The sequence below is a fragment of the Kitasatospora sp. NPDC001132 genome, assembly GCF_053598415.1.
In genome coordinates, this window is record NZ_JBSFKF010000001.1 from 145,089 (window position 1) to 165,969 (window position 20,881).

Sequence of the window (20,881 nt, forward strand, 5' to 3'; positions counted from 1 at the left end):
CGGCGGCGGCCGGAAGCCCGCTCCCGGAGCTGTCGCCGGGGCAGCGGCGGCTCTGGATGCTGGCACAACTGGACGGCGCCGACACGGCGTACAACGAGACCCTGGCCTTCGCCCTGCGCGGGCCGCTGGACCGCGCCGTGCTCGCCCGGGCGTTCGACGAACTGGTCTCCCGGCACGAGGTGCTGCGCACCCGGCTGGTCGCCACCGGGGGCGCCGTCCACCAGCTGGTCGGTCCGCCCGACTCCGGCTACGCCCTGGTGACGGACGACCTGACCGGGCTCCCGGACGCCGGGGCGCGCGTCGCCGCCCTCCAGCGGGCGGAGGCCGAGACGCCGTTCGACCTGGGCCGGGGCCCGCTGGCGCGCGGCCGGCTGATCGCCCTGGCCGAGGAGCACCACGTGCTGCTGCTGACACTGCACCACACGGTGTTCGACGGCTGGTCCATGAACGTGATCCTGCGCGAGGTCGGAACGCTGTACACGGCCTTCCGTGACGGCGCGGACTCCCCGCTGCCGCCGCTGTCCCTGCAGTACGCCGACTACATCCGCTGGCAGCGCGCATGGGCGGCCGGGGACGAACCCGCGGTGCAGGCCGCCCACTGGCGGGCGGCGCTCGCCGGCGCGCCGACCCTGCTCGAACTGCCCACCGACCGCCCCCGCCCGCCGGAACAGGACTACCGCGGCGGCCGGGTGCCGATCCTCGTCGACGGCGAGCTCGGCACCGCCCTCAAGGAGCTCGCGCGGCAGCAGGGCGCCACGCTGTTCACGGCCGTGCTGGCCAGCTGGTCCGTGGTGCTGTCGCGGTTGACGGGCCAGAGCGACATCGTCGTCGGCGTCCCGAGCGCCAACCGCCGCCGCGGCGGCTTCTCCGAGCTGGTCGGCTTCTTCGTCAACTCCCTCGCCGTACGGGTCGATCTGGCGGACTCGCCGACCGGATCGGCCCTGCTGAAGCAGACGCGCGCCGCGCTGCGGGCCGCCCTGCAGCACCAGGACCTGCCGTTCGAGCAGGTGGTGGAGCTGGTCAACCCGCCGCGCAGCACCGCCCACACACCGCTGTTCCAGACCATGCTCGCCTGGCAGCCCTCCCGGAACGGCGCGCTGGACCTGCCCGGGATCGAGGTCGAGCCGTTCCCGATCCCGTACGCCGCGGCCAAGTTCGACCTGGCCCTGTCGCTGGCCGAGGAGGAGGACGGCCGGGTGACCGGGTACCTGGACTACGCCTGCGCGCTGTTCGACCACGGGACGGTCGAGCGCTACGCGGGCTATCTGCGCCGGGTGTTGACCCAGCTGGTCGACCGGCCCGACCTGGGCGTGGACGACCTGGAGCTGATGGACGAGGAGGAACGCCGCCTGGTCCTGTCGCACTGGAGCGGAGCCGACCGCGCCCACCCCGACGACCGGGACGAGGCCCCGGCCGGGTTGGTCGAGCGCTTCCAGGCCCAGGTGCGGACCCGCCCCACCGCTCCGGCCCTGGTCTGCGCGGGGGAGCGGCTCGACTACGCCGAGCTGGACCGGCGCGCCAACCGGCTGGCGCACGCGCTGATCGCCCGCGGCGTCGGCCCGGACCAGGTGGTCGGCCTCCACTCCGGACGCTCGACCGAGCTGGTCGTGGGCGTCCTCGGCATCCTCAAGGCGGGCGCCGCCTACCTGCCGCTGGACCCGGGGCAGCCGGTCGAGCGGCTGGCCGCGATGGTCGAGGACGCGGCGCCGGCCCTGGTGCTCAGCGATGCCGACGACGCCGAACTCCCGTCCGAGGGCCGGCACTCCCTGCGCGCGGTCGAGGCCGAGGCGGGCCGCGACGACGCGCCGGAGGTCACGGCCGGGCCGTCGCAGCTCGCCTACGTCATCTACACCTCGGGCTCCACCGGCCGCCCCAAGGGCGTGGCGGTGACCAGGGGCAGCGTCACCAACCTCCTCGACACCTGGCTGGCGCGGTTCGGCGCCACCCCCGGCGAGGCGGCCTCCGCCTGGTCGAGCATCGGATTCGACGCCTCGGTGCACGAGTTGCTGCTGCCGCTCACCACCGGCGCCGTGCTCCACCTGGTCCCTGACGAGCTGCGCGGCGAACCGGAGGAACTGCTGGCCTGGATGCGCGAGCACCGCGTCGTGCAGGCTTTCCTGCCACCGTCCTACGTCACGTGGATCGACGAGGACCCCGGGGCCCGCCTGGCCGGGCTGGCGCTCCGTCAGCTGCTCACCGGAGTCGAGCCCCTGCCGGAGCGGGCGCTGCACCGCCTCCGGCAGGCGCTGCCGGGCCTGCGCGTCTGCTACGGCTACGGACCCACCGAGGCCACCCTCTACAGCACCGCCTACTCCGACCCGCAGCCGCTGGACCGGCCCTGCCCGATCGGCCGCCCCCTGGACAACACCCGCCTCTACCTGCTCGACCGCCGGCTGCGGCCGGTGCCGACCGGGGTGACCGGCGAGGTCCACCTCGGCGGGGCGAGCCTCGCCCGGGGATACCTGCACCGCCCGGACCTGACCGCCGAGCGGTTCCTCGACGACCCCTTCGTGCCCGGTGAACGCCTCTACCGCACCGGGGACCTGGCCCGCTGGCTCCCGGACGGCAACGCCCAGTACCTCGGCCGCGCCGACGACCAGGTCAAGCTACGCGGCTTCCGGATCGAGCCGGGGGAGGTCGAGGCCGCGCTGCTGGCCCTGCCCGGTGTGCGGGAGGCGGCGGTGCTGGCCGACCGCGACGCCACGGGCGAGCCGCGTCTGGTGGCGGGCGTGGTCCTGGGCGAGGGCCGGGAAGAGAGCCTGGGCGAGGGCCGGTACGACGGGCGGCCGCGCCGACCGCACGAGTGGCGTGCCGCCCTGGCGCGGCGGCTGCCGGACTACATGATCCCCGCGCTGTTCGTCGAACTGCCGCGGCTGCCGCTCAACCGCAGCGGCAAGCTGGACCGCGCGGCGCTGCTGGACGCCGCCCGCTCGGCGACCCGTACCCAGGTCAACACGGCGAGCCCGCGGGACCACGTGGAGATGGTGCTGCACACCATCTGGCGGCGGGTGCTGCTCCATCCCGGCATCGGGATATCCGACGACTTCTTCGAGCTGGGCGGCACCTCGATCTCCGCCATCAAGGTGGCCCTGGCCGTCCGCGAGGAGTTCGGCGATACCCTGCCGATCCGCGAGATCGTGCGGAACCCGACCATCGAGGCCCTGGCCGAACGGATCCGGGCGGGGGCGTCGGACACCGCGGCGGGCGCACCGGACGGCAGCCTGGTCGGGTTCCGCGCGGGGGACGGCCGGCAGCGGGTGGTCTGCGTCCATCCGGCCGGCGGCACCGCCTTCTGCTACCTGCCGCTGGCCACGGCACTGCCCGAGCGGGTCGGCGTCCTCGGGGTGCAGTCGCCCGGGATCAACCCCGGGGAGACGCCGCTGCCCACCGTCGAGGCCATGGCGGAACGGTACCTGGCCCTGGTCGACCCCCGGCCGGACGAGACGCTGGTGCTGTGCGGGCTCTCCTACGGCGGCCTGGTCGCCCACGAGATGGGGCGCCGGCTGGCCCTGGCCGGGCACACCCGGTTCAGCGTGGTGCTGCTCGACACCCACGGCACCGAGGACGCGGAGCGGCTCGCCTCGATCGAGCCGGTGCCGATGGCGGAGTTCCGCGACAAGCTCGTCCGGTTCAACGGGATGTACCCGGGGATCGAGGACGAGCAGATCGAGCGGTACTTCCGGATCTACAACCACAACCGGATGACCGCCCGCGACTACCAGGCGCCGCCCTCACCGGCCCGCCTGGTGCTGGTCGAGGCCGCCGGGGACGGGCCCGAGGAACAGGACCAGCTGCAACAGGCGCTGGATGTACGCGCGTTCTGGCAGCGGCGGGCCGGCGGCGGCCTGCTGGTCGAGCCGGTCGCCGGCGGCCACTGGGACCTGCTGGAGAGCGCGGCGGTGCCCCGGATAGCCGAGCTGATCGCCGCCGAACTGGACCGGTTCCCGGTGCCCCCGCCGCATGGACAGCCGTCCGCCGAGCCCGCCGTGGAGGCCTGATGCGCGCCGAGAGCGCCGCACCCGCCACGCCCCCGGCCACCGGCCTGGCCCGGGCCGTGCACGAGCAGGCCCTGCGCACCCCCCGTGCGGACGCGCTGGTCGACGGCGACGTGCGGCTGGACTACACGGGCCTGGACGCCGCCGCCGCGGCGGCGGCCCACGGGTTGCGCCGGGCCGGCGTCCGCCCCGGCCAGGCGGTGGCGGTCTCCCTGCCGCGCTCCTGGCAGCTGGTCTGCGTCATGCTGGGCGTCCTGCGGCTCGGCGCCCAGGTCGTCCCGCTGGACGCGCAGAGCCCGGCGGACCGCCGGCGCCACATCCTGACCGACTCGGGCAGCGTGGCAGTGGTCCACGGCGGGACGCCACCCGACGACCTGCCGGGCGGGCTGCTCGCGCTGGAGGCGGCGGCGCTGCTCGCCGCCGGACCGGCCGACGACGACACGGTCTCCACCGGGGCACCGGTGTCCTTCCTCTTCTACACCTCGGGCACCACGGGCCGCCCCAAGGGCGTGGAGGTGCGGGACGCCGGGATCCTGCGGCTGGCCGCCCCGGGGTACATCCGCATCGAGGAGGGGGCCCGCTACTCCTGCCTGTCCAATCCGGCGTTCGACGCCCTCAGCTTCGAGGTCTGGGTGCCGCTGCTGACCGGCGGCTGCTGCGTCGTCCTCGGTGACGAAGCCGTTCAGACGCCGCACCGGCTGGCGGCCTCCCTGCTGCGCGAGCGCATCGGCACGGCCTTCGTCACGGTGGCCCTGTTCAACGCGGTGGTGGACACGGAGCCGTCCTGCTTCGCCGGGGTCGGACAGCTGCTGGTCGGCGGCGAGCAGCTGAACGCCCGGCTGATCCGCCGCTGGTACCGGCACAACGCGACGGCCCCCACCCGGCTGCACAACGTCTACGGCCCCACCGAGGGCACCACCTTCGCGCTGTGCCACCCCGTCCCGCGCGACTTCGACGGGGACGTGGTCCCGATCGGGCGGGAGCTGCCGCAGACCGGGGCCGTGCTGGTCGTCCCGGACGGCGACCGGGCCGCGGCGCCCGGCGAGGTGGCCGAACTCCTCCTGTCCGGTGCCGGTCTGGCGGCCGGCTACCGCAACCTGCCCGAGGAGACGGAGCGCCGCTTCGTCCGGCTGCCCTGGTACGACGACGGCCGTACGACGCACTACCGCACCGGGGACCTGGTGCGCGCCGATGCCGACGGCCTGATCGAGTACGTCGGGCGCGCCGACCGCCAGGTGAAGGTCCGCGGCTTCCGGATCGAGCCCGGCGAGCTGGAGCGGCAGATCCTCGGGCACCCGGCGGTGCGGCAGGCGTACGTCTGCACCCGCAGGGCCGGGGAGCACGGCCCGAACGAGCTGCTGGCGTACGTCGTCCTCGGCGAGGACGTCCCGTTCGAGGAGTTCGACCGCCATCTGGCGGCCGGGCTGCCCGGCTACATGAGGCCGCATCACATCCACCTGGTGGACGCGCTCCCGCTGACCGCCAACGGCAAGGTCGACCAGGCCGCCCTGCTGCGCCGCGAGGACCGGCCCTGGCGCCGCCCGGAGAGCGACCGCGCGGGCGCCGAGGCCACCACCGACCGGCAGCGCGAGGTGCTGGCCCTGGCGGCCGAGGTGCTCGGGGTGCCGGACCTGCGGCTGGACGACCGCTGGATCGCCTCCGGCGGGGACTCGCTCAAGGCGCTGCGGCTGCGCTTCGAGGTGCGCCGGCGCTGGGGCTGCGAACTGCCCCAGGTCCGCGTCCTGACCGGGGACGTGGCCGGGATCGCCCGGGCCGTGGCGCAGGCCGGGCCGGCCGCCGGCTCGCCCTACCCGGTGCCGCCCGCACCCACCCGGGCGCGCTCGGCGCCCGCCACCAGCGAGCAGCAGCGCCTGTGGCTGCTGCAGCAGCGGGCGCCGCGCTCCCGGGCGTACGCGGTGGAGCTGGCCTTCCGGCTGGACGGCGCGGTCGACGCCGACGCCCTGCGGGCCTCGCTGCGGGAGCTGGTGCGGAGGCACGCGGCCCTGCGCACCGCCTTCCGGGCCGCGCCCGAGGGCCTGCGCCAGCTGGTCGGGGAGCCGTACGACCCGTGGACCCAACCCGAACCCGACTGCTCCCCGGAGGAGGTCGGGGTCGGCGGCGAGGACGGCGCGCGCGGCGAGGACGGTGTCCGCGCGGAGGACGGTGCCCGCGCCGAGGCGAATCGTTTCTTCGCCGCGTCGTTCGACCTGGCGCGCCCCCGGATGCTGCGCGCCCGCTGGCTGCCCCGGGACGGCGGCGGAGTGCTGCTGCTCCACCTGCACCACATCGCCGTCGACGGCTGGTCGCTCAACGTCCTGCTGGCCGACCTGTCGACCGGCTACCGGCACGCGCACGACGGCGCCGCCGAGGCCGCGCGCCCCACGGACGGCGCCCCGGCGCCCACCCCGCTCGACTACGCCGCCTGGCAGGCCGACTGGTTCGCCGACCCCGCCTACCAGGCCCAGCGTGCCGAACTGCGGGCCCACTACGCCCGGACGGACGACTCGCCCGACCAGGAGGCGCTCGACCACGACCCGCGGGACCCGGCCGACCCCCGGCCCGCCTCCGCGGCCCGCCTGCTGCACACCTCGCTGGACGTCGTACGGCGCGCCGCCGTGGACCGGCTCTGCGCCGAACTGGGCATGACCCGCTTCGAGTTGCTGCTCGGCGTCTTCGCCTGGAGCCTGTACGGGGTGACCGGCGCGGCCCGGCCGCGGATCGCCGCCCCGGTGGCCAACCGGCCGGTCCAGGAGTTCGAGGCCAGCGTCGGCATGTTCGCCAACACCGTGCTGCTGCCGCAGGCCGTCGCGCCCCGCGAGGACCTGCGCGGCCAGCTGCTGCGCCTGGGCGCCGACGCCCGCCGGGTGCTGGACCGCCAGGACGTGGCGCTGGCCGATGTCCTGGCCGACCGGGAGCCGGCCGGCGGCGACACCCCCTTCGACTACCTCTTCGTCCTGGAGAACACCGACTTCGCCGCGCTGGCCCTGCCCGGCTGCGCCTCCCGCCCGCTGTGGTGGGCCCCGGCCGAGGCCAAGTGCCCGATGACGCTGTCCGTGGTCGAGCACGAGGGCGGGCTCGACTGCCTGTGGGAGTACGCCGACGACCGCTTCGACGCCGCCGAGGTGGCGGCCGTGGCGGGCCTGTTCCGGCGCGGCCTGGACCTGCTCGCCGACGGTGGGACGGCGACCCCGGCCCAGCTCGCGGCACCCTACCGCCGCGGACTGCCGGAATCCGGCCGCGGCGCCTCGCCGGCGCTCGCCTGGACGACGGTGGCCGAGGGCTTCGCCCGGCAGGTCGCGCGTACACCCGCCGCACCGGCCCTGAATTCCGGAGGCCGGTCGCTGAGTTACGCCGAACTCGACGCCCACGCGGCGGCGCTCGCCGCCGAACTGCGGGCCGCCCACCCGCTGCCGGAGGAGGACGACCGCCCGTGCCGCGTCGCGCTGCACCTGCGGCCGTCGGTCGAGCACGTGGTGGCGCTGCTGGCACTGGCCCGGCTCAATGTGACCATCGTGCCGCTGGACCCGTCCTACCCGCCCGCCCTGCGCCGACAGGTGCTGGACCAGGCGGAGCCGCTGTGCGTGCTGCTCCCACCGGGCGGTGACCCGGAGTTCGACGCCGTCGACCCGGGCCGCGTCGCACGCCACCCGGTGGTGCTGTCACCCCTCACCACGGCACCCGCACCCGCCACCGCCCCGGCGCACCGCGGAGCCCGGCCGCTCTACACCCTGTTCACCTCGGGCTCCACCGGTGTCCCCAAGGGCGTGCAGGTGTCCGACCGCACCCTGGCCAACCTGCTGCAGTGGCAGGCCGAGTCGGGAGGACTGGCGGCCCCGGCGGCCACCCAGCAGTTCTCCATGCTCTCCTTCGACGTGTCCTTCCAGGAGGTCTTCGGGACGCTGTGCGGCGGCGGCTGCCTGCACCTGGTGCGGCCCGGCTGGCGCCAGGACGCCCCCGCACTGCTGGAACAGCTGGAGACGGCCGGGATCGAGCGCGTCTTCATGCCCTACGTCGCCCTCCAGCTCCTCGCCGAGCACGCCGTCCACCTGGGCCGCTACCCCTCCCGGCTGCGGGAGGTGGTCACCGCCGGCGAGCAACTGGTGTGCACCGACGCGATCCGCCGCTGGTTCGCCGGCCTGCCCGGCGCACGGCTGTTCAACCACTACGGTCCGACCGAGACCCACGTGGTGAGTGGCCTGTGCCTGGACGGCGACCCGTTCCGGTGGCCAGAGCGCCCCGCCATCGGCCGGCCGGTGGCCGGCGCGGTGCTCACGGTGGTCGACGAGGCCGACGAGCCCGTTCCCCCCGGCCGGGCCGGCGCCCTGCTGATCGGCGGCACCATGGTGGCGCGCTGCTACCTCGGGGACCCTCAGCTCAACGACACGCGCTTCGTCGAGCTGCCCGGCCTCGGCCTCCGCTACCGCAGCGGCGACCGGGCACGGTTCGACCGGCAGGGCCGGCTGCACTTCCTCGGCCGCGACGACGACCAGATCAAGCTCAGCGGACACCGGCTCGAACCGGGACAGGTCGAGGCGGCCCTGCTGCGGCACCCGGACGTCGTCAACGCCGTGGTGGCCCCCGACGGCGGCGAGCTGGTGGCCTGCCTGCAGTGCCGCGGCGAGGCGCCCACCGCCGAGGACCTCACCGCCCACCTGGCGCCGCTGCTGCCGGGACACGTCCGGATCGCCCGCTTCCGGGTCGTGGAGGAGCTGCCCAGGACCCCCAGCGGCAAGCTGGACCGCCGGGGCGCGCTGCGCTCCGCCGGGCGGGAACTGCGCCGGCCGACGGCCCGCGCGGCCGGCCTGACGGCACGCGAAGCCCTGCTGACCGAGGCGTTCGAGGCGGTCACCGGTCTGACGATCGCCCCGGGACAGACCTTCTTCGACGCCGGAGCCTCCAGCCTGGCCCTGATGCGCTTCCACCTCCACTGCACCGCCGAAGCGGGCCTGCGCTGCACCGTCGCCGACCTCTTCGAACACGTCACCGTACGGGCGCTGGCCGCCTTCCTGGACCGGCCCGCGACGGCCGCCGCCACCGCCCCGCCCGCCGCCACCGCCCCGCCCGCTGTGACCGCCCCGCCCGCCGAGGCCGCCCCGCCCGCCGTGGACGAGCCGATCGCGGTCGTCGGCATGGCGGTCCGGCTCCCGGGCGCGCCCGACCTCTCCGCGTTCTGGCGGATGGTCACCACGGGCGGCACCGGCATCGAACTCTTCGACGCCGCCGACGGCCTGGTCGGGGCGCGCAGCCAGTTGGACGGCCCACTGGACTTCGACCCGGAGCACTTCGGCATCAGCCGGCCGGAGGCCCGGCTGATGGACCCCCAGCAACGGCACCTGCTGATGACCTGTGTCGAGGCACTGGCACACGCCGGGATCGCCGACCCGTCGGGCCTGCGCGTCGGCCTGGTCGCCGGCGCCGGCGAGAACACCTACTTCCAGTCCATGCTCCGCGAGGCCGACCCCGAACGCCTGCCCGACGGCTTCCAGTTGGCCCTGCACCACGACAAGGACTTCCTCGCCACCAAGGCGGCCTACCACCTGGGGCTGACCGGCCCCGCCTTCACCGCCCAGGCGGCCTGCGCCAGTTCCCTGGTGGCCGTCCACGTCGCCGCCGGGATGCTGCGCCAGGGCGACGCCGAGGTGATGCTGGCCGGCGGAGTCCTGGTCGACCCCACCCTGACCGACGGATACCGCTACCAGCCGCAGCACATCTTCTCCGTGGACGGCCGCTGCCGGCCCTTCAGCGACGACGCGAGCGGCACCATCGGCGCCAGCGGCGTCGGCGTGGTGGTGCTCAAGCCGCTCCGCCTGGCCCGCCGCGACGGCGACACCGTCTACGCCCTGATCACCGGCTCGGCGCTGAACAACGACGGCTCCGACAAGCTGAGTTACAGCGCCCCCTCGCTCGCCGGGCAACGCGAGGTGATCCGCGCCGCCCTGCGCCGCAGCGGCCGCAGCGGCGCCGACCTCGGCTACGTGGAGGCCCACGGCACCGCCACCCGGCTCGGCGACCCGGTCGAGGTCGGAGCCCTGCGCCAGGCCTTCGACCTGGACCGCTCCGGCCACTGCGCGCTGACCTCGGTCAAGAGCCAGATCGGACACCTGGGCGCGGCGGCCGGAGTGGTCGGACTGGTACGGGCCGCGCTCGCCGCCCACCACGGCGTGATCCCGCCCAACGTCGGCTTCCACGCCCTCAACCCGCAGCTCGGCGCCGACCCCACGCCGTTCTACATCCCCACCGAGGCCCGGCCCTGGCCCGCCGACCGGGACCGCATCGCGGCGGTGAGCAGCTTCGGGATCGGCGGCACCAACGCCCACGCCGTGCTGGAGGCCGACCGGCCGGCCCCGGGGACGGCGGGCGCAGCGGCGCCGGACACCGCCGCGGCTCCCTGCCTGCTGCTCTCCAGCAGCAGCGAGGCGGGACTGCGCGCCGACGCCGCCCGGATCGCCGACTACCTGGAGGCCCGGCCCGCCGCCTATCCGCAGGTGCTGCGCCACCTCCAGGCGGGCCGTCCCGCCCGCCGCCGACGGCTGGCCGCGGTCTGCCCCGACGCCGCCTCCGCCGTCGCCTGGCTGCGCAGCGCGGGGCCGATCACGGACACGGGAGTGCAGGAGGCCCGTACCGGGGCACCCGTCCCGGGCGAAGGACTCACCGCCGAGGAGACGGCCGCGGCCTGGCTGGCCGGCGCGCGGATCGACTGGCCGGCCGGCCCCGCCCAGGCACCGTGGGACTTCCCGCCGCCCGCCTTCGCGCTGGCGGAGTTCGACTTCCCCCGCGCCACCGCGACCCCGGCCCCGCACCCGGCCCGCTCGGTGGTTCCGGCCCCCGTAGACGTCCCGCAGCGCCTGCCGGAGGACGCCTGGCTGCACCAGCCGCACTGGGCCCGGCTGCGCCGCGCGGGCACGGCGATCGGCGCGCCCACCTCCCGGCTGCTGGTGCTGCTCACCGACGGACCGGCGCCCCCGGACGCGGTCCGCGCCTTCGAGGCCACCCACGCCCGGGTGGTGCGGGTCCGCGCCGCCGAGGCGTTCGCCCGGCGAGGCGACGACTCCTACGAGGTCGACCCGGCCGACCCCGCCTCGCTCGGCCGGCTCCTCGACGCCCTGGCGGCCACCGGAGCGGGCGACGGCGGCGTCGACTGGCTGCACGCGCTCCCGCTCGGGATCGGCGGGCCGGTCGGCCGGGACAGCCTGGCCCGGGCCGGCTGGGCCTGCCTGGACACGCCGGCCGCGCTGCTGCGGGCCGCCGCCGAGTCCGCCGAGTCCGCCGGGCCACTCCGGCTCAGGCCGTGGTGGCTGTCCTACCGGGCGAGGCCGGTGGACGGCCCGGTGGGTCGGCCGGAAGCGGGCCTGCTGGCCGGCGCCGCCGAGGTGGCACCCCAGGAGGGAGCCCCGGCGGGCCACTGGGTCGACCTCCCCGGAGCCGACCCCGCCCACTGGGCCGCACCCCTGGCGGCGCTGCTCGCCGAGGCCGCGACCACGGAGGGCGCGGCCGGACTCCCGCGCCGGCTGGCGCTGCGCCGGGGCCACTGGTGGGAGCAGGTCATGCTGCCGGTGTCCACGGCCGGCCCGGGCCCCGCCGGACTGCCCGACCGGGGCGTGCACCTGGTCCTGGGCGGCACCGGGGGGATCGGCCGCGGCATCGCCGCCTGGCTGCTGGAGAACGACGCCGCCCGGGTCCTGCTGCTGGCCAGGCGCCCCCGGTTGCCGGAGGAGCTGACGCCCTGGGCCGGTCGGGTCGAACTGGTCGAAGCCGACCTCGCCGAGTCCACGCCCGAGGAGGTCCTGGCCCGGATCGGCCGTCACACCGAGCGGCTCGACGGCGTGATCCACGCCGTCGGGGTGGCGAGCGGCGGCATGATCACCCGGCGCGACGCCGGGGCGATGCGCCGCGGCTCCGCCGCCAAGCTGCAGGGCGCCCTGCTGGTCGAGCAGCTGATCGAGCGCTACCGGCCGTCGACGGCGGTGTACTGCTCCTCGATGTCCGCGGAGCTCGGCGGCGTCGGCCAGTTCGACTACGCGGCCGCCAACAGCCTGCTCGACGGCTTCGCCCAGTACCGGTCCGGCGACGCCGAGTCCACCGTCCGGCTCGGCGTGAACTGGGACGTGTGGAGCGAGACCGGTATGGCGCTGCGTGTGCCCCGGGTGGACGCGCGCCACCGGGCGCACCTCTCGGTCGGCCTGACGGTGGCCGAGGGCCGGCGGGTGTTCGCGCGGGCCGTCGGACTGCAGCTGCCGCAGGTGCTGGTCTCCACCACCGACCTCCACCAGTCCCGCGCGTTCTACGCGGCGCCCGGCGCCCGGGCCCTCGTGCCTGCCGACACGTCACCGGTGCCCGCCGAAGACGCCGACGCGCCCGACGCGTCGGGCGCGAGCGCGGCCGTCCTGCTCCGCGACTGGCTGTGCGACTGGCTGGACGTCGACCACATCGATCCCGACGCCCCGCTCTACGACCTGGGCGCCGACTCGCTGACCCTGCTCGACCTGATCGGCGTGGTGAAACGTCACCTCGACGTCGAGCTCGACGTCACGCGGTTCAGCCACCGGGTCTCCCTCACCGAGATCCTCACCCGCTTGTCCGAGGCGGCACCCACCGGGGCCGTCGCCACCGAGGACGTGGTCCCGGTGGTCTGGCAGCACGGCACCGGAGACGACGTGCTGTGCCTGGTGCACCCGGTCGGCGGCGACATCCAGGCCTACCGGTCCCTGGTGTCGGCACTGGGCCCCCGGCTGACCGTCTGCCTGATCGCCGATCCCGCGCTGGAACGGCCCGGGGCCGCGGACTGGACGCTGGCCGAGCGGGCCCGCCGCTACGCCGCCGCCCTGCGGTCCCGCTTCGCGGACGGCACCCGGCGGCTGCACCTGGCCGGCTGGTCCTTCGGCGCCTGGGCGGTGATGGGCATGGCCGCGGAGGCGGAGGCGATCGGCAGGCCGGTCCACGGCGTCCACCTGATCGACCCGCCGCCGCCCGGTTCCGGCGCGCTCTTCCAGGGCTACGACGACGCCCAGCTCCAGGCCGTGTTCGAACACGAACTCGGCCAGGGCGGGTCCGGGCCGGCCGGTCCCGAGGCCCACGGCTACGCCGAACGCCTGGTCCGGTGCTGCCGGGCCAACCTGCGGAGCATGGCCGAGTACCGGATGCCGCTGCTGAGCGCCACGCCCAGCCGGCTGTGGCTGGCCGGGCGACCGGTGCCGGGGCTGCCCTCGCCCGGGGCACCGGAGCGGCAGCGGGAGCTGTGGCGCCCGCACCTCCCGGAACCCAGCACCTGGCACCGGCTCGACACGACGCACTACGGCATCGTCCGCCCGCCCCATGTGCACGCGGTGGCGGCGGCGATCGACGCGGCCTCGGAGGACCCGCCCGGGGAGAGCGGCGACCACCCCCGGAGGTGATCCCGGCCCGCTCCCCGCCCCGGCGATCCGGGCCGCACCAGCCGCTCCCGTCCCGCACCGACGCCCCGCCCGACCATCGGAGACCGTCCCTCGTGAACCCCTACCAGTCCCTCCCCGCGCGCTCGTTCTGGCGCTCCGCCGTGGCCGAGCCCGACCCGCTCGCCATCGACGACCTGTGGACGCCCGCGTTCGAGATCGGGCAGGACGAACCGGTCCTCACCGCCGGGTCGTGCTTCGCCGCGCACATCGGCCGGGCCCTGCTGGAGCGGGGCATGAACTGGTACGACGCGGAACCGGCCCCGCCCGGGCTGACCGAGGAGGAACGCAGGGCGCGCCACTACGGGGTGTTCTCGTTCCGCACCGGGAACGTCTACACCGCCGCCATGCTGCGCCAGTGGCTCTCCTGGGCCTTCGGCCGCACCACCCCGCCCACCGAGGCGTGGCTGGAGGACGGCCGCTACCACGACCCCTGCCGCCCGTCCGTCGAACCCGGCGGCCACGCCTCCGCCGAGGAGGTGCTGGCCGCCCGGGCACGGACCCTCGCCGCCATCCGCGAGGCCGTCACCGAAGCAGGCTGCCTGGTCTTCACCCTGGGGCTGACCGAGGCGTGGCGGGACCGCGCCGACGGCACCGTCCTCCCGTCCTGCCCCGGCACCGTGCGCGGCACCTTCGACCCGGACCGTCACGTCTTCCACCAGTTCACCTTCGAGGAGGTCCGCCGCGACCTGACGGAGGCCGTGGCACTGGCCCGCGAGGCCAACCCGCGGCTGCGGGTCCTGCTGACCGTCTCACCGCACCCGCTGACCGCGACCGCCACCGGCGGCCACGCGCTCACCGCCAACACCTACTCCAAGTCGCTGCTGCGGACGGTGGCCGGGCAACTGACCCAGGAACTCGCCGACGTGGACTACTTCCCGTCGTACGAACTCATCACCGGCCTCCCGTTCCGCAGCCGGTTCTACGCGCCGAACCTGCGTGAAGTGACGCCCGAGGGCGTCGACTTCGTCATGCGCCACTTCATGGCCGGGCTGTCCCGGCCGGCGGCCGACGCGCGCCCGGCGGCCGACCAGCGCCCGGTCAGGACCGGCGCCCCGGCGGAGCCGAAGGGGGTGGACACCTGTGACGACGCCGTCCTCGACTACTACCGCCCCCGCTAGGTTCCTGCTGCTCGGCGACTCGCACGCGGGCCCGATCGGACGGGCCGCGAAGGCCGCCCGGATCCCCTTCCAGGGCGGTCCGATCGGTGCCGGACGCGAGTTCACCGACGACTTCTTCGAGCCGCGCGAGCACGACGTGGTGTTCCGCAAGGCCGAGGCCGACGCCCACTACCGGAGTTTCCTGGCGGACCTGGACGTGGACGGCCTCGGGCACCTCACGGTCCCGCTGGTGTGCACCTTCGGCCTCAGCTCGCACTTCGTCGCCACCCGGGAGAACTGGCACCTCTACCGCCGCGACGGCGGCTTCGCCCCGGGCTTCCTCACCGGACCGCTGTTCGACGCCGTCGTCCGCGCCACCGTCCGCGACGCACTGGCCTTCTACCGCCACGCACTCCGCCTCGGCCTGCGGGTGCTGGCCGTGCTGCCGCCGCAGCGGGTGCCGGAGCAGTCCGACCCGGCGGTGTTCATGGCCGCGCAGGAGACCGTCCGCAGCGCGCTCGACGAACTCGGCGTCGAACTCGTCGACCTCCGGGCCCGCACCACCGGACCGGACGGCCTCCAGCGCCCCGAACTGTGCGAGGCCGACGACTCCATCCACGGCAACCTGGCCTTCGGCCGGCTGGTCCTCGCGGACCTGCTGGCCCGCGGGCTGTGACAACACCGAACACCCCACCACAGGAGCAGGTCATGGAGCAGTACGAACTGGACGCCGTCAGGGCCGTCACCACCAGGCCCGCCAAGGAGTACCGGACCATCACCGTCGACCCCGTCACCCCGGTGATCGGCGCCGAGGTCACCGGCGTCGACCTCTCGCAGGAGCTGCCGGGCGAGCAACTGGCCGAACTGAAGCAGGCGTTCCTCGACCACCACGTGCTGGTGTTCCGCGACCAGCACCTGACGGACGAGGACCACAAGCGCTTCGCCGCGCACTTCGGCGAACTGCGCCCCGTCAACCCGCCCCCGGCCGACGCCGATCCGTACATCCTGGAGATCAGCACCGACGCGGCGGCCGAGAACGTCGCCGGCAACGGCTGGCACGCCGACGGCACCGCCGACGCCGAGCCCTCGCTCGGGTCGATGCTCCACATCACCCGCGTGCCGGAACCGGGCAGCGGCGGCGACACCCTGTTCGCCAACATGCACCTGGCGTACGAGATGCTGTCCCCGACGATGCGCGGACTGCTCGACGGCCTGACCGCCGTGCACGACGGCCTCGTCGCCTTCCAGGGCTACACGCCGCCACCGGGATACGTGATCCCCAAGAACGAGCACCCGCTGGTGGTGCGGCACCCCGAGACCGACCGCAGGATCCTCTACGTCAACAAGGCCTACACCGCGCGCATCCCCCAGCTGTCCGCCGACGAGAGCCGGGCCCTGCTCGACCTGCTCTGCGCGCTGCCGGCCCAGCGGCCCATGCTGACCTGCCGCATCCGCTGGACCCCCAACACGCTGGTGTTCTGGGACAACCGCTGCGTCCAGCACCACGCGACGTACGACTACCACCCGCACACCCGCTACGGCCGCCGGGTCGCCATCAACGGCGGGCCGCTCAAGGGCTGAACCGGCTCCGGCCCGGGCCGTTCAGCCCTTGAGCGGCCCGGCTCAGGCCGCGTCCGCGCGGGCCAGGCAGTCGGCGAGGCCGTCGGCCAGCCGCACCCAGGTGGCGCGCTCGCCGTGCTCGTCCCGCCGGTTGGAGTGCACCACCCGCACCACCGCGCGGACCCGGGCGAACGGGCAGGTCTCGGCATAGGCGTCCGGGTCCGCCGCCGCGTAAGCGGCCGCCAGGGCCGCCGAGTTGGCCAGCGCGTTCGCGTCGGCATGGGCCCGCACGTTGGCCGTGGTGTTGAGCTCCGCGTAGGTCTCGCCGTACCGGGTGGCCTCGGCCGCGTCGTAGCCGTTCGCCAGCGCGAAGGATCCGGCGGCGGCAGCGGCCGTGGCATGGGCCTCGGCGTACGGGTACGCGTGGTGGAAGAGCTCCCGCAACTCCGGTTCGAGGGCCGCACGCCACGTGGTCTCGTCGACCCGACGACCGCTCAGCGCACCCGCGTGCAAGGCCAGGACGGCCTCGATGGACGCGGCGGACCGGCCGTGCCGCTCGCTCGCCTCGGCCAGCACCGGGCCGACGGTGGAGCAGTGCCAGTCGTGGATCACTCTGAACGGCACCCGGCCGCTCAACCGCGCCAACTCCCGTTGCATCCGGCGCGCCCAGGCCCGGGCCGCGTCCGCGTCCATGCCGTCGCCCAGCACCTCCGACACCTGCGCCAGCCAGGCCGGCCCGGTTGGCCCGCCTCCTGTCGGGGCCGCGCCGCCGGAGGCCGGTGAGTCGGCGCCGAGTGAGGAGCGGGCGGCGGGAACGGTCTCGGCTGAGGTCATCTGGTCTGCTCCTGAGTGGTGGACGGTCCGACCCCTCGCCTACCCACGCGGACGACTCGGGTCACCTCGGCGTCGAGGTCCGCGCCGGAACGCACGAAGGGTGGTGGCCGGGCAGGACGCCTTCCCCGGCCACCACCCTTCTTCCGCTCAGGGCTGGTTCAGCCCGATCGGGATCAGGCCGCTCCTCCCTCAGCGGCCAGGAGGGGCATCAGCCAGTCGAAGTCGGTCAGCAGGAAACCGGTGGTGAGGTAGGGCAGCTCGGAGTCGAACTCTGCCGGTAGTGCCCAACCCTGGTGCTGGAGGTAGGGGTTGTTCCACGCCATCACGTGGCCGCCGCTGCCGGTGCTGTCCTGCTTCGGGCCTTCGGTGTGGTCCCAGCCGTCCCCGTGGCCGTGGCCGGGGTGGTGGTGGTCGCACTTCTCCTCGCACGGCGGGAGGCACCGGGCGAGCGCGGAGGACGGCGGGGTGGTCACCGGCGCGGTCCCGGGCGGGGAGTTCGGCGGCACGTAGGAGGCGGTGACGGTGTTGACGGTGTCCTCACTGATCAGGCTGGAGCAGTAGAAGGTCTTCTTCTCTCCCGCCGCCAGGTCGAACGACCCGGCCGCCACCTCGCAACTCCGCTCCTGGGCATCGTTCAGGGTGATGCCGGTCAGGTCCGCGGTGCCGTTGTTGGTGACGGTGATCTGCCAGAAGGCGAGGCACTTGTCCGGGTCGCACATGTCGGCGGGCCCGTTCCCCTTGCGCAGGGTCACCTCCTTGACCCACGGCCCGGTCCCGCCGGCACCGCAGTCAGCGGCATTGTCGGACTCGCAGACCTTCTTGTCGACGATCAGCGACGGGGTGCGGGTCACGTCGACGGTGGCCTCGGACGGGGGTGTGGTGATCGGCGTGCCGCCGGGGCCGGGGAACGACGCCGTCACGGTGTTCACCGTGCGCTGGGTGACGTTCGCCAGGTCGCAGAAGACCTGCCGCGACGCGCCAACCGCCAGGTCGAACGTTCCCGCAGCGGTCACGCAGGACGGCGAGACGCTGTCCGTGAGCGTGATCCCGGTGACGGGGACGTTGCCGGTGTTGGTGACGGTGATCCGCCAGTACGCGGTGCTGCCCGAAGGCACGGTGGTGCTCTTGGCCCACGGGCCCGGGCCACCCGCCATGCAGTCGGCGGCCTTGGTGGAGGTGCAGACCTCCTTGTTGATGCTGAGCGAGGGGACGGCGGGCGGGGTCACGTCCACGGTCGCCTCGGACGGCGGCGTGGTGATCGGCGTGCCACCCGGACCCGGGAACGACGCCGTCACGGTGTTGACGGTGTGTGCGGTGACGTTCGTCAGGTCACAGAAGACCTGGTGCGAAGCGCCCGGGGCGAGGCCGAACGTCCCGGCAGCGGTGACACACGACGGCGAGACGCTGTCCGTCAATGTGATCCCGGTGGCCGGGACGGTGCCGGTGTTGGTCACCGTGATCCGCCAGTACGCGGTGGCACCGGGTGTGAGCGTCGCGTTCTTCGCCCATGGTCCTGGGCCACCGTCCACGCAGTCGGCGGCGTTGGCCGAGGTGCAGACCTCCTTGTTGATGGTCAGCTGCGGCGCGCACTCCGGCCCGGGGGTGACCTGGAGGGTGACGGTGTTGGAGGTGACGGGGGTGCCGCCGTTGGTGACGGCGGAGGCCTGGTTGGAGACGGCGGTGACGGAGCAGTCGGTCGCGACCTTGGTCTCGAAGCAGATCTGCGGCGGGTCGCCGACGAAGGTCACCTGCATCTGCGGGTGGTTGTCGGGGGTGAAGGACGACTCGCTGGTCAGGGTGAGGTTGGCGATGATCTGGATCGGTGAGTCGCTGGTCGGTACGGACGAGATGTCCGCTGTCCCGGTGGCGGGGTCGAAGGGGAAGGTGCCGATGGTGGTCCCGTCGGCGGCCAGTACGGTCACCGAGGAGTGGGCGAAGTCGACGGTCGTCGGGTCGATGCCGATGAGGCTGACCGTTCCGTAGGACCTCACGTGTCCGGTCGCTCCGTCGCAGTAGTACGCGGAGGGGTTGATGGTGCCCCGGGCCTTGGTCTTGAGGCAGGGGGAGGCGCCGGTGACCGGGTCGATCGAGAACAGGTAGCCGGTGTCGCCGAGGCTGTACTTGCACTGGCCGTCGTAGGCGAAGCCGTACGGCCTGGTGTCGCCGCCGTTGACGTTGGGCGGGCCGTTGACGACGCCGTTGGTGCCGTACTGGGTGCAGGGGCCCTGGATCGTCCAGTCGTAGCAGTGCTCGGAGCTGTTGAGGGTCGGCGTGTTGCCCTGGTAGATCCAGAGCGGGAACTCGGTCTCCAGGTGGCCGTTGGGGGCGGTGATGGTCAGCGGCACCTGGAAGTTGGCCTCGCCGGGGGCGACGTTGGTGCTGAGCAGCGCTTCGAGGCCGGGGGGTGCGGCGGTGGGGTTGCCGGCCAGGTCGAAGCAGACGACGGTGCCGACCGGCGGGGTGACCTCCTGGTAGACACCGCCGACCACGGTGCAGACGCCGGTGACGGTGCCGGCCTGGTCGTACATCTCGAAGACGTTGTCGGCTCGGGCGGGGGCCGTGCCGAGCGGGGTGACCACGGTCTTGGGGGTGGTCCAGCCGCTGCACGCGGCGTTCGTCGACGGGTCGAAGCAGGACATCACCGTGGGCAGCGGGGCCAGTTGGTTGTCGGTGACGTAGATCTTGCCGTTGATGACCCGCATGATGCCGGCGTAGTCGCCGCTGAAGACCGCCTGGCCCTCGTTGGGCGGCAGACCGATGTCGAAGGTCCCGCAGGAGGCGTTGGTGGAGGGGTCGTAGCAGAGGATCTCACCGGTGCCGGAGACCGCGTAGATCAGCTGGTTCGGGGCCTGGACCACGCCGCCGATGACCAGCCCGCTGCCGCTCTGGAGGGCGGTGAAGCCGCAGCTGGCCTGGGCCTGGAGGTCGATGCAGCCGACGCCGATCAGGGCGAGGGTGACCCGGCTGATCGCGGCGTAGTAGAGCTTGGAACCGATCTGCACGTAGGTCGGGGTGCGGGTGCTGCCGAGGTCGCCGGTGGTCTCTCCGGCCACCGAGGAGTTCAGCGCCTGGGGCCAGGTGGCGGGGGCGCCGCTCGGTGTCGGGCAGGGGCCGTTGGTGAGCTGGTCGGTGCAGACCACGCTGGCGGGGTTGGAGAACCCGTGGTGGTAGATGTTCCAGATCTCGGGGGTGGCGACGCCGTTGATCGTCGCGGTGTAGAGGATGGGGGTGAAGCCGTCGCCGCCGGTGGCGGTGTTGACCGGGACGAACGGCGGCGGGATCTGGACCACCTGACCGGTCGCCGGTGCCGCGAGGGTCGGGTTGGTCGCCTGGACGACGTTGGTGGCGGCGCCCTGGTCGGTGCCGGAGAAGGTCGCGCCGCCGTCCGTGGACCACTGCTTGTCGAAGCCCGGGGGCACCTGGAGCGAACCGGGCACGTAGGACTGGGTCTGCGGTGTGCTGCCCGGCCCGCCCTGGATGGGGTCGGTGATCGTGGTGGAGACCGGGACCTTGTCGGGGTTGGTGGCGGAGACCACCCAGCGGACGGTGTCGCCGTGGGCGGTGTCGGTGGTGCTGCCGGTGGTGAGGTCGGTGCCGGTCTTCGTCAGGGTGACGGGCAGCTGACGGCCGCTGTGACGGCCGGCGCCGTCAGCGGCGTGCGCCGCGTGGCCGGCGGCGGCGGGGGTGCGCGCGGCACGGTCGGCCGGGTGGTCGGCGGCGTGTGCCGCGGCGGGCGCGGCGAAGGAGGCGGACGCGGTGGCGAACGCGAGGAGGAGGGGTAGCGCCGCCCGGGTGAGGCGGTCGCGGAGCGCTACCGGTCCGGGGCGTCTTCGCTCGCCTCCGCTGATGGGTGGACAGCGCCTCATGACGATTCCCTTCGATTGAGCGACCCGGTGTCACACGGTGTGCTGGGCAGTGGTGGTGATGCGGGCGGGCAACCGCAGGGCGGGTGCGTTCCGTGCAC

General features: G+C 74.5%; 7 protein-coding genes. 5 read left to right on the forward strand and 2 right to left on the reverse strand.

Annotated features, from left to right (window positions below; all coding sequences use genetic code 11):
- Positions 1-56: 56 nt before the first annotated feature.
- The 5 genes from ACWDBE_RS00640 to ACWDBE_RS00660 all read left to right on the forward strand — a co-directional run bounded on the left by ACWDBE_RS00640 (position 57) and on the right by ACWDBE_RS00660 (position 16,104).
- Positions 57-3,998: a non-ribosomal peptide synthetase gene (locus tag ACWDBE_RS00640; RefSeq protein WP_449806980.1), complete on the forward strand. Its 3,942-nt coding sequence runs from the start codon at positions 57-59 to the stop codon at positions 3,996-3,998.
- Positions 3,998-13,387, forward strand: coding sequence for an amino acid adenylation domain-containing protein (locus ACWDBE_RS00645; protein ID WP_449806677.1), 9,390 nt, complete (start codon positions 3,998-4,000; stop codon positions 13,385-13,387). Before ACWDBE_RS00640 ends, ACWDBE_RS00645 begins: the two co-directional genes overlap by 1 nt.
- Before the next feature lie 92 nt (positions 13,388-13,479).
- On the forward strand, positions 13,480-14,544 hold the full coding sequence (locus ACWDBE_RS00650; RefSeq protein WP_449806678.1) for a GSCFA domain-containing protein: 1,065 nt from the start codon (positions 13,480-13,482) through the stop codon (positions 14,542-14,544).
- Positions 14,507-15,199, forward strand: a complete 693-nt coding sequence (locus ACWDBE_RS00655; RefSeq protein ID WP_449806679.1) for a hypothetical protein — start codon at positions 14,507-14,509, stop codon at positions 15,197-15,199. Before ACWDBE_RS00650 ends, ACWDBE_RS00655 begins: the two co-directional genes overlap by 38 nt.
- Before the next feature lie 32 nt (positions 15,200-15,231).
- Positions 15,232-16,104, forward strand: a complete 873-nt coding sequence (locus ACWDBE_RS00660; protein ID WP_449806680.1) for a TauD/TfdA dioxygenase family protein — start codon at positions 15,232-15,234, stop codon at positions 16,102-16,104.
- A 42-nt stretch (positions 16,105-16,146) separates the two neighbouring features.
- Here the strand turns inward: ACWDBE_RS00660 and ACWDBE_RS00665 are convergent, their stop codons facing one another.
- Positions 16,147-16,917 (reverse strand): SpcZ, encoded by a 771-nt coding sequence (locus ACWDBE_RS00665; protein ID WP_449806681.1) that lies wholly within the window; start codon positions 16,915-16,917, stop codon positions 16,147-16,149.
- A 173-nt stretch (positions 16,918-17,090) separates the two neighbouring features.
- Entirely contained in the window at positions 17,091-20,783 is a 3,693-nt protein-coding gene (locus tag ACWDBE_RS00670) for a DUF7617 domain-containing protein (protein WP_449806682.1), read from the reverse strand.
- Positions 20,784-20,881: the final 98 nt, after the last annotated feature.

What these genes read in the sequence shown, in the direction of transcription:
- ACWDBE_RS00640 (WP_449806980.1), top strand. Translation starts at nt 57, where the DNA reads ATGCTGGCACAACTGGACGGCGCCGACACGGCGTACAACGAGACCCTG.
- ACWDBE_RS00645 (WP_449806677.1), top strand. Translation starts at nt 3,998, where the DNA reads ATGCGCGCCGAGAGCGCCGCACCCGCCACGCCCCCGGCCACCGGCCTG.
- ACWDBE_RS00660 (WP_449806680.1), top strand. Translation starts at nt 15,232, where the DNA reads ATGGAGCAGTACGAACTGGACGCCGTCAGGGCCGTCACCACCAGGCCC.
- ACWDBE_RS00670 (WP_449806682.1), bottom strand. Translation starts at nt 20,783, where the DNA reads ATGAGGCGCTGTCCACCCATCAGCGGAGGCGAGCGAAGACGCCCCGGA.
- ACWDBE_RS00665 (WP_449806681.1), bottom strand. Translation starts at nt 16,917, where the DNA reads ATGACCTCAGCCGAGACCGTTCCCGCCGCCCGCTCCTCACTCGGCGCC.